Annotated in this window: 15 protein-coding genes; 6 read left to right on the plus strand and 9 right to left on the minus strand. The window is 65.5% G+C overall.

Translation table 11 applies throughout. The annotated features are described in order from the left end of the window. Positions 1-122 precede the first annotated feature (122 nt). Together QA642_RS06875 and QA642_RS06880 are read left to right on the plus strand one after the other, a co-directional pair. The gene (locus QA642_RS06875; protein WP_283083988.1) at positions 123-902 is read left to right on the plus strand and encodes a sulfite exporter TauE/SafE family protein; all 780 of its coding nucleotides are present in this window, start codon (positions 123-125) and stop codon (positions 900-902) included. Between the two features lie 13 nt (positions 903-915). Further along, entirely contained in the window at positions 916-1,146 is a 231-nt protein-coding gene (locus QA642_RS06880; protein WP_283083989.1) for a hypothetical protein, read from the plus strand. Positions 1,147-1,179: 33 nt separating this feature from the next. On the opposite strand, the gene QA642_RS06885 is transcribed toward QA642_RS06880, so the two are convergent. Next, the gene (locus tag QA642_RS06885) at positions 1,180-1,785 is read right to left on the minus strand and encodes an SCO family protein (RefSeq protein WP_283083990.1); all 606 of its coding nucleotides are present in this window, start codon (positions 1,783-1,785) and stop codon (positions 1,180-1,182) included. Next, a complete protein-coding gene (locus tag QA642_RS06890; protein WP_283083991.1) occupies positions 1,785-2,900 on the minus strand; it encodes an MBL fold metallo-hydrolase in 1,116 nt (371 codons plus the stop codon). Before QA642_RS06890 ends, QA642_RS06885 begins: the two co-directional genes overlap by 1 nt. A 197-nt stretch (positions 2,901-3,097) precedes the next feature. Between QA642_RS06890 and QA642_RS06895 the strand changes: the two genes are divergently transcribed. Next, positions 3,098-3,796 carry a glutathione S-transferase family protein gene (locus tag QA642_RS06895; RefSeq protein WP_283083992.1) on the plus strand — a complete coding sequence of 233 codons (699 nt, stop codon included), beginning with the start codon at positions 3,098-3,100 and terminating at the stop codon, positions 3,794-3,796. Positions 3,797-3,945: 149 nt separating this feature from the next. On the opposite strand, the gene QA642_RS06900 is transcribed toward QA642_RS06895, so the two are convergent. After that, a complete protein-coding gene (locus tag QA642_RS06900) occupies positions 3,946-4,140 on the minus strand; it encodes a cysteine-rich CWC family protein (RefSeq protein WP_283083993.1) in 195 nt (64 codons plus the stop codon). 114 nt (positions 4,141-4,254) lie between these two features. Here QA642_RS06900 and QA642_RS06905 point away from each other — a divergent pair, with 114 nt between their 5' ends. From QA642_RS06905 to QA642_RS06915, 3 genes are all read left to right on the plus strand, one after another. Continuing rightward, a complete protein-coding gene (locus QA642_RS06905; RefSeq protein ID WP_283083994.1) occupies positions 4,255-5,808 on the plus strand; it encodes a DUF1800 family protein in 1,554 nt (517 codons plus the stop codon). Positions 5,809-5,810: 2 nt separating this feature from the next. Next, the gene (locus QA642_RS06910; RefSeq protein ID WP_283086819.1) at positions 5,811-7,028 is read left to right on the plus strand and encodes a DUF1501 domain-containing protein; all 1,218 of its coding nucleotides are present in this window, start codon (positions 5,811-5,813) and stop codon (positions 7,026-7,028) included. A gap of 142 nt (positions 7,029-7,170) precedes the next feature. After that, positions 7,171-7,494, plus strand: coding sequence for an antibiotic biosynthesis monooxygenase (locus QA642_RS06915; RefSeq protein WP_283083995.1), 324 nt, complete (start codon positions 7,171-7,173; stop codon positions 7,492-7,494). A gap of 30 nt (positions 7,495-7,524) precedes the next feature. Here QA642_RS06915 and QA642_RS06920 read toward each other — a convergent pair whose 3' ends face one another. The 6 genes from QA642_RS06920 to QA642_RS06945 all read right to left on the minus strand — a co-directional run bounded on the left by QA642_RS06920 (position 7,525) and on the right by QA642_RS06945 (position 11,621). Next, the gene (locus tag QA642_RS06920; protein WP_283083996.1) at positions 7,525-8,466 is read right to left on the minus strand and encodes an aldo/keto reductase; all 942 of its coding nucleotides are present in this window, start codon (positions 8,464-8,466) and stop codon (positions 7,525-7,527) included. 390 nt (positions 8,467-8,856) lie between these two features. Continuing rightward, positions 8,857-9,312: a GNAT family N-acetyltransferase gene (locus tag QA642_RS06925; RefSeq protein ID WP_283083997.1), complete on the minus strand. Its 456-nt coding sequence runs from the start codon at positions 9,310-9,312 to the stop codon at positions 8,857-8,859. A gap of 71 nt (positions 9,313-9,383) precedes the next feature. Beyond that, positions 9,384-10,190: a PAS-domain containing protein gene (locus QA642_RS06930; RefSeq protein ID WP_283083998.1), complete on the minus strand. Its 807-nt coding sequence runs from the start codon at positions 10,188-10,190 to the stop codon at positions 9,384-9,386. Between the two features lie 217 nt (positions 10,191-10,407). Further along, positions 10,408-10,566: a hypothetical protein gene (locus QA642_RS06935; RefSeq protein WP_283083999.1), complete on the minus strand. Its 159-nt coding sequence runs from the start codon at positions 10,564-10,566 to the stop codon at positions 10,408-10,410. Between the two features lie 73 nt (positions 10,567-10,639). Beyond that, the gene (locus QA642_RS06940; RefSeq protein ID WP_283084000.1) at positions 10,640-10,816 is read right to left on the minus strand and encodes a hypothetical protein; all 177 of its coding nucleotides are present in this window, start codon (positions 10,814-10,816) and stop codon (positions 10,640-10,642) included. 154 nt (positions 10,817-10,970) lie between these two features. Further along, the gene (locus QA642_RS06945) at positions 10,971-11,621 is read right to left on the minus strand and encodes a glutathione S-transferase family protein (protein ID WP_283084001.1); all 651 of its coding nucleotides are present in this window, start codon (positions 11,619-11,621) and stop codon (positions 10,971-10,973) included. Positions 11,622-12,125 lie beyond the last annotated feature (504 nt).

Below are 12,125 nucleotides of genomic sequence, written 5' to 3' on the forward strand. Positions count from 1 at the left end.
CGCGAGTCTCACTGCTTCCGTCCCCGCGGAGACTCCCCCTCACCCCACCCTCTCCCCGCAAGCGGGGCGAGGGAGTGAAACAGTCTGCGTCCCTTACGTGCCCTCTACAGGAGAACCCCTACGTGACGCCCATCATGATCGCTGCCCTTGGATTGCTGATGGTGGCCACCGCGTTCCTGTCGGGGCTGTTCGGCATGGCGGGCGGGCTGATCCTGATCGGCGTGCTGCTCGCCTTGATGCCGCTGCCGACGGCGATGGTGCTGCATGCGATCACGCAGATGGCCTCGAACGGCTGGCGCGCATTCCTGTGGCGGTCGCATATCCGCTGGCGGCCGGTCGCGAACTATATGGTCGGCGCTGCCATTGCGCTCGCGGCTTGGTCGATCACGCGCTACGTGCCGGACAAGCCGGTAGCGCTGCTGATGCTGGGTGCGACGCCGTTCATGGCGCGGCTGCTGCCGTCGAACATCAAGCCGGACCCTGATAGGCTCTGGCAGGGCACGGTCTACGGCACGATCTGCATGGGCCTGATGCTGATGACCGGCGTCTCCGGCCCACTGCTCGACACCTTCTTCCTCGGCGGCGATTTCGGCCGGCGCGAGAAGGTGGCGACCAAGGCGATGTGCCAGCTCGTCAGCCATTTCACCAAGCTGATCTATTTCGGCGGCGTGATCGACCAGGCCGCAAGCCTCGACCCCGTGCTCGCCGGTGTCGCGATCGCGGCCTCGATGCTCGGCACCACGCTGGCGCGGCGCATCCTCGAAGCCATGACCGATCAGCAATTCGTGGCCTGGTCGAACAAGCTGATCACCACAATCGCCTGCTATTATATCGCCTATGGCGGCTGGCTCCAGCTTCGCGCGCCGGTGCTTGCCGCCTTTGCCAAAGGTGGATTGCAATAAAGGGAGGTTTGCAATGAGCGGTAACGCCGATCCGCTGGTGCTGGACTTCGTCGAATGGGTCGCGCGCGAGCCGCGCGCCTATGCCGAGGTGATCGCGACCTGGAAGACCTCGTGCCCGCGCCTCACCATCTGGGAAGACGCCACTGAGCGTGGCTACGTCGCCCGCGAGACACTGCCCGGCATCGGGCTGGTCATCGCCGTGACGGAAGGCGGCGAAAGGTTGCTCCGAACGAACGGGCGGTGAGCGCGTTGCTTCCGACGGGCTCTTGCCGGAGTGCTAGCGCGAAGGCGCCGCCAGCCGTGGCCGGATGATCTCGACCATACGTTCAGCCGAAGTGCCCGGCGGAAAGAAGCCGAGATATTTTCCGTCGCGGCCCATGAGATAGATGAAGGACGTGTGGTCGACCGTGTAGTCGCCGGCGTCCTTGCCGATCGGGACCTTGGCAAAATAGACCTTGTAGGCCTCGGCTGCCGCCGCGATGGCGTCGAGGCTGCCGGTCAGCCCGAGCAGCCGCGGATGAAACATCGGCACGTATTCGGCGAGATGCTCGGCCGTGTCGCGTTCGGGATCGAGCGTGATGAAGACCGGCTGCACGGCGTCGGCATCCGGCCCGAGTTGCTCGAGCGCCTGTCCAATCGCCATCAGGTCGGTCGGACAGACGTCGGGGCAATAGGTGAAGCCGAAATAGACCAGCATCAGCCGTCCGCGAAAGTCGCGATCGCTGCGATGCTTGCCGGTCTGGTCGATCAGCTCGAACGGCCCGCCGACCGGCTCCCGATTCCACATCAGGATGTCCATGGTCTCCGCGGCCGAGCGCGCCTGCGCCACTCCCGCGCAGGCGAGCGCCAGCATCACGCAAAGCCAGCGGCTGGCGCCTCGCATCACAGCCCGAAGGTGAGGCGGCTGCCCGTCGTCGTCACCACCACCTTGCCCTCCATCTGGGCATTGGCCTCCTGTGCGAAGTTGAGCCCGCTGCAATGCATGGGCACCACGACATCAGGATTGAGCGCCTTGATCTCGCTCACGACCTGCGTGAGGTAGTCCTTCGGCGCGGGGCCGAGATGAAAGCCGCCGACGATGGCGTGCACCTTCTCGATGCCCGACACCTCCTGCGCCTGCTTCACCGAGTTGACGATGCCGACATGGCCGCAGGACGAGATCACGACGAGGCCGAGATCCCGCACGTTGAAGCAGGTGGCATGCTCGTGGATGTGCTCGTCCGGGACGATCTTGCCGTCCATCTCCGCGGGCAGATAGTGGCCGACATTGCAGCCTAGCCCGTCCTTGATGCCGAACTCGACCAGCGTGTTCGGCAGCACGCGCTCGCTGCTGCGGCGGGTGATCTTGCCGGTGGTGAAGGCATGGTCCGCGATCACGGTCGGCGTTTCGCACAGCACGGTCGTCACCTTCTGCGCCGCGAGCTGGCGGCGGTCGAGGGTGCCGAAATCGGCGAACTGCCCCTGCGTCGGCGTCGGGGTGACGCGGTGGCAGAAATTGTCCTCGCCGCCCGCATAGAGCTTGAGGTCGGCGGGGAGCTTGTCGCGGAACTTGTCGAGGAAGCCGTTCAGGCCGCCGAAATGATCGTAATGGCCGTGGCTGACGATCAGCGCATTGAGCTTGGCTGGATCGACGCCGATCAGCGCCACGTTGTTGAGCAGAACCTCCGGCGTGTAGCCGTAGTCCAGCATCAGCGTGCGCTGATTGCCGCCGCCTTCGGATTCCAGCCAGAGCGACAGGCCCCATTCATTGTGCAGCGACTTGCGGAAATCTCCGCTGCGTGCAGCCGGCGCGATCGAGACGCCATTGATCTGCTTGGGGCGGAAGAACAGGTCGAAGCTCGAATCCACGAGAACGCGGATCGAGAGCTTGTCGACGGTCGGAACGGCGATCGGCGCGGCGCGCGCGATCTCGACACAGGTGAAGGCGTTTGCGGCTGCGGCTCCGGCGAGGGCCGCTGAGCCGAGAAGGAAATCGCGCCGTGGAAGGGTCCTCGTCATTGCAATGCCTCCCGCTGTTTGAAATGCCCGAGCTTAGGTCCAATCCGGGGCCGGCTCAACAAGCAGCGGCCGGTCCGGCGCGAGGGCGAGGCCATCGGTTTGCCGGGTCACACCCCGACACCGGCGACAGGATGGTTTTCTTGCGCTCCCTGCCACGAAGGCTACTCTGTTCGGCAGCTGCAGCAATGGGATTGATCATGTCACTCAAACTGTTCGAACTCGTCGGCACCGACGCCGCGCGCCCCTTCAGCCCGTATTGCTGGCGCGCGCGGATGGCGCTGGCCCACAAGGGCCTTGCGGCGGAATCGCTGCCCTGGCGTTTCACCGAGAAGGGCGCGATCGCGCCGCACGGCTCGGAAAAGGTTCCGGTGCTGCTGCATCACGACAAGCCGGTGGTCGATTCCTGGGCGATCGCGAATTATCTCGAAGACACTTTTCCGGATCGCCCGTCGCTGTTCGGCGGCGAGGGCGGCCGCGCCATGGCCCGCATGATCAACGCCTTCGGCGACATCGCCATCGTCGGCGGCATCTTTCCGCTGATCGTCGCCGACATTCCCAAGAACCTTGCCGAGACCGACGCCGCCTATTTCCGCCAGTCGCGCGAGGCGCGTTTTGGCGGCAAGAGCCTGGAAGAGGTGATGGCGAGCCGCGACACCGGCGTCATCGCGTTCCGCAAGTCCCTGGAGGTGATGCGGCAGACCCTGAAGAAGCAGCCCTTCATCGGTGGCAGCGCGCCGAACTATGCCGATTACATCGTGTTCGGCGGCTTCCAATGGGCGCGGGTGACGAGCCCGTTCAAGCTGCTGGAGGCGGATGATCCGATCTACGCCTGGCGCGAGAAGCTGCTCGATGCGTTCGACGGCATGGCGCGCAAGTCACCGGGGCACGCGGTGTAGGGCACACTGTCGTCCCGGTGAAAGCTTCTTAGGGTGGGCAAAGGCGCGAAGCGCCGTGCCCACGTCTTTCCCGCACAGGCAGTGACAATCGTGGGCACGCTTCGCTTTGCCTACCCTACGATGCTGGAGAATGTCGCGCGTTCTCGCGCTTAACGAGCGCCTGCCGCCGCCTTCCGCAAGCATTCCCGGCACAGACAATCCTCGCCCTTGACCGGCATCGGCAGCTTTGCCGTTTCCTCCGCGCACCAGCAATTGCCCGAGAGGTCGCAGCCGAACTCGGTGCCGCAGCGGGAGCAGGCGAGGCGGCGCGGTTCCGGCAACGGAAATTCTTGCGGAATTGTCATGATTTGCCCAAAAGCTGCGCCGTCATTTTCATGTCGGGTTCATCTGTCGCTGCGGTATATTAGGCGCCGCGCAGCTATCAGGAAAGCGGCTGGCAAGGCGCGAAGGACAAATCGATGGCCCGCGATTCGCAAGCCGCGCTCGTCGCGCTCAACCGCTTCGGCTTCGGCGCCCGCGGTGGCGCCTCGGGCGATCTCATCAATGCAGCCTCCGATCCCCGAGGTTTCGTGAAGGCGGAACTGGCGCGCCCCAATGGCGTGCTGCTCGAGGCGCCGGGCCTGCAATCGACGCCGCAGCTCGGGCAGGCGGTGTTTGCCTATCAGGACCAGGTCAAGCAGGCGCGTGAGGCGGCCGCCAAGGCCGGCACGCCCCCCGAAGCGCAGGCACCATCAGATCAGAAGCCGGGCCTCCGCCGAAACCTCTCGCTGAATGCGGTCGCAACCGAGATCGCGGGCCAGATGACGGATGCGAAGCCGGCCGACATTGCGGCAAAGCCCGAGACCATGCAGCCGGGCGCTGCTCCGCCGCCGGCCGCAAAGCCTGCACCGCAGCCGCTCAACGTCATCCAAAAGACCTTTCGCGCCGAGGCGCTGGCGCGGTTGCAGCGCGCGACGCTGGTGGAGTGCGGCTTCACCGAGCGGCTCGTCGTGTTCTGGTCCAATCATTTCTGCATCTCCGCCAGCAAGGGCGAGCTGGCGCGGATCTGGGCCGGCGCGTTCGAGCGCGAGGCGATCAGGCCGCACGTGCTCGGGCGTTTCGCCGACATGCTGAAAGCCGTCGAGCAGCATCCGGCGATGCTGTTCTTCCTCGACAACCAGCAATCGCTCGGCCCGGACTCGCGCGCCGGGCAGAACCGCAAGCGCGGGCTGAATGAAAATCTCGCGCGCGAGATCATGGAGCTGCATACGCTCGGCGTCGGCGGCGGCTACACGCAGGAGGACGTCACCTCGCTCGCGCGCATCATCACGGGGTGGACCTTTGCCGGCCGGCAGGGGCAACTGGGAACGCCCGGCTCCTTCGTGTTCAACACCAATGCGCATCAGCCCGGGCCGCAAGTGCTGCTCGGCAAGACCTACGAACCGGCGGGCCTCGCGCAGGGCGAGGCCGCGCTCGCCGACATCGCGCGCCATCCCTCGACCGCGAATTTCATCGCGACAAAGTTCGTCCGCCACTTCGTCGCGGACGATCCGCCGCCGGCGCTGGTGGCGCGGCTGCGCGACGTGTTCGTCAAGACCGACGGCGATCTCAAGGCGCTGGCCACCGCGCTGGTCGATTCCGACGAAGCCTGGAAAGCGCCGCTGACCAAGATGCGTAGCCCTTACGACTTCCTGGTCGCGAGCGGCCGGCTGCTCGCGCGCGTGCCGGAGGACCCCGGCGCCTATCTCAACAATCTCAATCTGCTGGGACAGCCGCTGTGGTCGCCGGCCGGCCCCAACGGTTTCCCGGATACCAGCGCCGCATGGGCTGCGCCCGAAGGCATCAAGCTCCGGCTCGACATCGCCGCGCAAATGGGCGCGCGGCTCGGCAACAACATCGATCCGCTCGACCTGCTCGAATTCGCCGCTGCGGACGCGGCGTCCGTCGAAACCCGCAAGACCATCGAGCGCGCGGAGTCGCGCCAGCAGGCGCTGGCGCTGCTGTTGATGTCGCCGGAAATGCAGAGGAGATGATGATGATCGACTGCGTCGAGAACCGGCTCCTCACCTCGCGCCGCAGCCTCCTGCTCGGCGGCGCCTCGTTCGCGGCCTGGGCCTATTTGCCGAAATTCGCGCGCGCGGCCGACGGGCGCGATCCCAGGTTGATTGTCGTGATCCTGCGCGGCGCGCTCGACGGGCTCTCGACCGTCGCGCCGGTGGGCGATCCCGATTATGCCGGTCTGCATGGCTCGATCGCGCTGGCGGCCGACGGCGCGCATCCCGCGATCATGCTCGATCCTTTCTTCGCGCTGCATCCGTCGATGCCGGAATTCGCGCGCATGTATCGCGACATGCATGCCGCAGTGATCCACGCGGTCGCGACGCCCTATCGCGACCGCTCGCATTTCGACGGCCAGGACGTGCTCGAAAGCGGCTATGCCGGCCCGGGCCGCGTGCAGTCCGGCTGGCTCAACCGCGCGCTGGAAGCGCTGCCGCGCGGCGAGCGCGTATCGAGCGGGCTTGCGGTCGGCCCGACCACGCCGCTGGTGCTGCGCGGCAATGCGCCGACCGTCGGCTGGGCGCCGGTCGTACTGCCGCAGGCCGATGACGACACCGCGATGCGGCTCGCCGATCTCTACCGCCACCGCGATCCCGCGCTCGCCGCGGCCTTGTCGCAAGGCCTCCAGCTCGAGAAGGCTGCGAACGGCGACGACATGAAGCGCAAGCCCGGCAACCAGGTCGTGCAGATGCGCCAGGTCGCGCGCGGTGCAGCCAAGCTGATGGCGGCCGACGACGGCCCGCGCATTGCCGCGCTCGCCTTCGACGGTTGGGACACGCATGCCAATGAAGGCGGCCCGGTCGGGCGTCTCGCCTTCCTGCTTGGCGGTCTCGACGGTGCGCTCGCCGAATTCGAAAGCGGCCTCGCTGATCGCTGGCACGACACCGTCGTTGTCGTCGCCACCGAGTTCGGCCGCACCGCGCGCATCAACGGCACCGACGGCACCGACCACGGCACCGGCACCATCGCGCTGCTCGCCGGCGGCGCCGTGAAAGGCGGCCGCGTCATCTCCGATTGGCCCGGTTTGAAGCCCGCAAACTTGTATGAGGGCCGCGACCTCAAGCCGACGACAGATCTGCGCTCGGTGATCAAGGGCGTGCTGCAGGGGCAGTTCGGCTTGTCCGATCGCATGCTGGCGGAAACAGTGTTCCCCGACAGCGCGGCGGCACGGCCGATGAAGGGATTGGTGGCCTAACCCACAAGCGCCGTCATTCCGGGGCACGCGTAGCGCGAGCCCGGAATCCCTACTCCCGATTGGGGTTATGGATTCCGGGCCCGCGCCTTGCGGCGCGTCCCGGAATGACGACATGATGAGCCGGACATCAGGAGATCACCGCATGTACATCGCCATGAACCGCTTCCGCGTCGCCAAAGGTTCCGAGGCCGATTTCGAGCAGGTCTGGCTCACGCGCGACACGCATCTGGACAAGGTGCCGGGCTTCGTCGAATTCCACCTGCTGCGCGGGCCGGAGCTGGAGGACCACACGCTTTACGCCTCGCACACCGTGTGGGCGAACCATGCCGCGTTCGAGGCCTGGACCAAGTCGGAGGCGTTTCGCGCGGCGCATCATCGGGCGGGCGACAACAAGCCGCTTTATCTCGGCCATCCCCAGTTCGAGGGCTTTGAGGTGATGCAGACTGTGGGGCGCGGCGCCAAGTAGGCCGCGCCGCAGAGATCAGCGCCGCAAAAATCAGCCCAAGGTGATCCTGTCGATCTCCGCCATCTCCTCCGTGCTGAGCTTCCAGGCGATCGCCTTGACGTTCTGCTCGATCTGCTCGACGCGGGTGGCGCCGGCGATCACGCTTGACACCTGCGGGCGCGCGGCGAGCCAGGAGAAGGCGAGCTCCAGCATGCTGTGCCCCCGCGCAGTCGCGAAGGCCTGCAGCTTCTCGACGATCGCCTCGTTGCGCGGCGTGACATAGCGGTCGCGCAGCCGCGGCGTCTGGCCGAAGCGGGTGTCGCCGGGCGCGGCTTCGCCCTTTTTGTACTTGCCAGTCAGAAGGCCGCTGGCGAGCGGGAAGAACGGCAACAGGCCGAGCTTGTACTCCGTTGCGGCCGGCAGCAGGTCCTTCTCGATGTCGCGCACCACCAGCGAATATTCGTCCTGGCACGAAACGAAGCGCGTGGTGTTCATCGCGCGCGCGACATACTCCGCTTCCGCAATGCGCCAGGCCGGAAAGTTCGAATTGCCGATGTAGCGCACCTTGCCCTGGTGGACGAGATCGTCGAGCGCGCGCAGGCTCTCCTCGATCGGCGTCAGCGGGTCGTAGTCGTGCTGCTGGTAGAGGTCGATGTGGTCGGTCTTCAGCCGCTTCAGGCTCGCTTCCACGGCCTCCATGATGTAGCGGCGCGAGGCGCCCTGCTTGGTGCCGTCCTCCGCCATGGGCTTCGAATATTTCGTCGCCAGCACGATGTCCTTGCGGCGATCGCCCAGCACGGTGCCGAGCACGGTCTCCGAGCCGCCCATGTTCGAATAGATGTCGGCGGTGTCGAACAGCGTGATGCCGAGATCGAGCGCGCGATGGATCACCTTGCGCGAGGCCTCTAGGTCGATGCGCTGGCCGAAATTGTTGCAGCCGAGCCCGACCACGGACACGCGAAGGCCGGAGGCGCCGAGATTGCGAATTTCCATGGGAGGTCCCTGTCACAAGTCTACAGCGGTGTATTGTGACCGCGGTGCACTCGACCGGCAAGGAGCCCACCTGCGCTGCTGCCATGCGGGCAAAAAAATGCGGCCCCTGTCAGACGCGGCGACTGACGGGGACCGCTTGGGGCGCTTGATCGGTGACGGGGGGCCTGATCAGACGCAGCTGCAACTTAATCCCGGTGTGTTACGCGCCGGTGACAGGCAAAGTTATCCACAGGGTGTCCGTGTGGCTCGCAGAACGGTCAAATGCGGAAGGGTCCGTCATGCCCGGGCTTGTCCCGGGCATCCACGTTCTTGATACCGCGCGAAGATCGTGGATGGCCGGGACAAGCCCGGCCATGACGGCGCCGAAGCGTAATGCCCGGCCCGCAAAAATCAGAAGATCTTGCGATAGACGATGAAGCCGGAGCGCTCCGCGACCTTGTCGTAGAGGCTCTGCGCGGTGACGTTGGTCTCGTGCGTCTGCCAGTAGACCCGCGGGGACCCCGCGAGTTTGGCGCGCTCGTAGACGCCGTAGATCAGCGCCGAGGCGACGCCCTTGCCGCGCGAAGCTTCCAGCGTGAACAGGTCCTGCAGATAGCAGGACGGCTCGATCGCGGTGGTGCTGCGGTGGAACAGGTAGTGCGTCAGCCCGACCAGCTTGCCGTCGCTCTCGGCGACCAGTGCATGCACCGGCTCATAGGCATCGAAGAAGCGCTGCCACGTCACCTTCGTGATCTCGGGCGCCAGCGCGGTCGGGCCGGAGCGGCCGTAGAAGGCGTTGTAGCCGTCCCACAGCGGCAGCCATTGATCGTAGTCATGCCTCGTGACGGCGCGAATGGTGAGCGACATGTGAGAATTCCGCAATCGATGAAGCGTCCTTCATACGTGATAAAGGGCGCGTCGATCAATTGTCTGCCGCTCTACTCCGCCACGCGCAGATATCGGATCAGCTTGCGGTTCGAGGGATCGCGCAGCGAGCGGTAGTAGTCGGCGCGCTCCGGCGCGTCGGTGTGGCGGACGAGGTCGGTGACCGGCGTGTAGCTCAGCATGCGGCCGCCGTCGGGCAGCGCGTTGCAGACGAAGCGCAGCACCTCGCCATTGCGCAGCTTGATGTTGATCGGCGTGGCATCGCCGATCCGCACCATCTCCATGCGCTGCGCGATGAAGGTGCCGAGCTCGTCCTCGGGCAGCTCGAACGCGCCGGTGTCGCGGCCGTGATACATCAGCGCGATGAAGGGCGGCTTGCCGTCGGCGATCTCGTCCGGCAGCGCAAAATAATCGCGGAAGGCGCGGTTGATGAATTCGGCCCGCGTCTCGGCATCGAGCAGCACGATGCCGATGTCGACCTGGTCGAGCGCGGCCGACAGCCGCGCGGCAGTGGCGTGGCTCTGGCGCTCGGCGGCGAAGCTCGCGAGCAGCCGCTCGCGCATCAGGCCGGTGATGCCTGCGGTGCCGAAGGCGGTGACGGTGAGAAGGCCGACCAGATCGGCCGCGGCATGGAGCGACATGGCGCGGTGGCCGAGGCAGAACAGCGCCGCGCCGATCACGGCGAGCACCGCGCTGGTCATCGCGGAGGCGAAACCCGACAGCGCGCCCGCAAGCGCGACGACACAGACGAGCACCGGCGCAGGCGAGGAAAGAGGAATGGTGCGATCGAGCAGGATCGCGAGCAGCGCAACCGCTACCGTCAGCACCGGACCGGAGATCGCACGCCATCCGAACCGCATCTCGTTCCTCCCTGAACGAGTAAGGCGGTCAGACTGACCTACCGTTGCGCCAGCGCAATCCGATTTCGTGCGGCGCGCTTAAGAGGCGCTTGCGGTTCCAGGAAAAGCTTTCGGATGATTTAGAGCGTTTTCGAGCGAAGTGGATACCGGTTCGCCTCAAGAAAACGCATCAATACAAGAATCTGGAGCACCGTTCCGATTCCGGCGGAGCGGGGCTCTAGCCCAAATGCGCGTGCTTCATGCGCTCTTGCTGCGCGGGGACATGCAGCGTCGACGTTCCCGGACCCTTGCGCGTGCCGACCAAGATCAGCAGCGACGCCGCGACCAGGATGGCCGCAGTCAGGGTGATTGCAACGATGACCACAGGCGATTTCATCGACGTCCTGTCGCGATGCCGGTTGGAGCGGGCCACGCGGCGCCTTGAAGGCTAGTCGAGGATGAGACGGGAATCAGACCGGCAGGCCCATCGCCATGGTCGCCTTGGTCGACAGCACCGTCAGGGTGACGATCAGGCACAGCGAGAGCGCGGCGACGGCGAGCGAGGCCGCGACCGCGTTGGTCAGCCGGGAAGACGAAACGGTATCGGTTCGGCTTTGAAAGCCCGCCGTGCCGGACGCCCGAATCATGGTCTAAATCCTTCAATGTGCGAGCGAATCACCCGCGACATCGAACAATTTCACTATTTCAACGGGCAATATTGGGGCGGCTATCGCGCCGAAAATGGCGAGATTGCGGCGAGGATGAACCTTATGCCCACTATTCGCCAGCGCGGGCGAGCCCTCAGGCGCCCGCGGCGATGCTGGCGGGATTGTCGATGTCGGCCGGCCGCCAGTCCATCGATACATAACCGGGCGTGGCTTCCACCCGCTTCAGCCAGTCCCGGATCGCCGGGAAGGCCTGGAGATCAAAGTCGCAGCGCTCGGCGAGGTGGGTGTAGCCGTACAGCGCGATGTCGGCGACCGTGAGCTGGCGGGCGGCGAAATAGGCGTTGGTCTTGAGATGGTTCTCCATCACCTGCAGCGCGCCATAGCCGCGCTCCATCCAGTCCTCCAGCGCGTGGGTCTGCAGGTCGCGGCCGCCCTTGACCAGTGACAGCCAGAAATAGGCGGCGCCGATGTTCGGCTCGAGCGCGTGCTGTTCGAAGAACATCCATTGCAACGCTTCGGCGCGGTCGATGCGATTCTCCGGCGCGAGCGGCGTGCCGACGGCGACGTACCAGAGGATGGCGTTGGACTCGGCGAGAAAGCGGTCGTCGCCGACATCGAGCAGCGGCACCTGGCCCGACGGATTCTTGGTCAGAAAATCCGGCGTGCGGCTTTCGCCGCGCAGAATGTCTACCTCGATCGCTTCGTAGGGCACGTTGAGCAGCGCCAGCGCAAGGCGGACCTTGTAGCTGTTGCCCGAGCGTTGCATCGAATAGAGCTTGTACATTCGGGGAGTTTCGAATCCGTGGTTGGGAATGGCGCGGCACGTGTTGCCCCGCAGCGCGGGTAAACAATGATGCCGATGCGAATCCGCCGCAAGGGCCAGCCGATAGAAAAACTCGAAAACCCTACCGCACTGCAACGCCGCGGAAGATCATTTCCGCGCGACGATGCAAATGAGTTCACGCTTGCGTCAACGCACGGGATGCATTCGACCGTGCATTAGTGAGACGGTTGAGCAGTCAGAGCTGGGACGCCGAGATCCTCCACATCGTCATGGCCGGGCATAGCCGTCCGAAGGACGGCGTCGCTTCCGCTCGCCTATGACCCGGCCATCCACGTCTTAGCGACGCCGCACGAAGAACGTGGATGCCCGGGACAAGCCCGGGCATGACGACCTTTGGTCTCATCGCAACACGCAAAATTGCTCCGAGGACAAGCCTTGCGGGATATGAGCGGTTTGCCCGACAAAGTTGCGGAAAATTGCGGGAAATCGCGCCTTGAAACGCTC

Origin of the sequence: Bradyrhizobium sp. CB2312, from assembly GCF_029714425.1 — a bacterium.
In the GTDB taxonomy this organism is placed as follows: Bacteria; Pseudomonadota; Alphaproteobacteria; order Rhizobiales; family Xanthobacteraceae; genus Bradyrhizobium.

Excerpts from the sequence above, each read along its gene's own strand:
- QA642_RS06880 (WP_283083989.1), top strand. The coding sequence starts at position 916 with ATGAGCGGTAACGCCGATCCGCTGGTGCTGGACTTCGTCGAATGGGTC.
- QA642_RS06885 (WP_283083990.1), bottom strand. The coding sequence starts at position 1,785 with ATGCGAGGCGCCAGCCGCTGGCTTTGCGTGATGCTGGCGCTCGCCTGC.
- QA642_RS06890 (WP_283083991.1), bottom strand. The coding sequence starts at position 2,900 with ATGACGAGGACCCTTCCACGGCGCGATTTCCTTCTCGGCTCAGCGGCC.
- QA642_RS06895 (WP_283083992.1), top strand. The coding sequence starts at position 3,098 with ATGTCACTCAAACTGTTCGAACTCGTCGGCACCGACGCCGCGCGCCCC.
- QA642_RS06900 (WP_283083993.1), bottom strand. The coding sequence starts at position 4,140 with ATGACAATTCCGCAAGAATTTCCGTTGCCGGAACCGCGCCGCCTCGCC.
- QA642_RS06905 (WP_283083994.1), top strand. The coding sequence starts at position 4,255 with ATGGCCCGCGATTCGCAAGCCGCGCTCGTCGCGCTCAACCGCTTCGGC.
- QA642_RS06910 (WP_283086819.1), top strand. The coding sequence starts at position 5,811 with ATGATCGACTGCGTCGAGAACCGGCTCCTCACCTCGCGCCGCAGCCTC.
- QA642_RS06915 (WP_283083995.1), top strand. The coding sequence starts at position 7,171 with ATGTACATCGCCATGAACCGCTTCCGCGTCGCCAAAGGTTCCGAGGCC.
- QA642_RS06920 (WP_283083996.1), bottom strand. The coding sequence starts at position 8,466 with ATGGAAATTCGCAATCTCGGCGCCTCCGGCCTTCGCGTGTCCGTGGTC.
- QA642_RS06925 (WP_283083997.1), bottom strand. The coding sequence starts at position 9,312 with ATGTCGCTCACCATTCGCGCCGTCACGAGGCATGACTACGATCAATGG.
- QA642_RS06930 (WP_283083998.1), bottom strand. The coding sequence starts at position 10,190 with ATGCGGTTCGGATGGCGTGCGATCTCCGGTCCGGTGCTGACGGTAGCG.
- QA642_RS06935 (WP_283083999.1), bottom strand. The coding sequence starts at position 10,566 with ATGAAATCGCCTGTGGTCATCGTTGCAATCACCCTGACTGCGGCCATC.
- QA642_RS06940 (WP_283084000.1), bottom strand. The coding sequence starts at position 10,816 with ATGATTCGGGCGTCCGGCACGGCGGGCTTTCAAAGCCGAACCGATACC.
- QA642_RS06945 (WP_283084001.1), bottom strand. The coding sequence starts at position 11,621 with ATGTACAAGCTCTATTCGATGCAACGCTCGGGCAACAGCTACAAGGTC.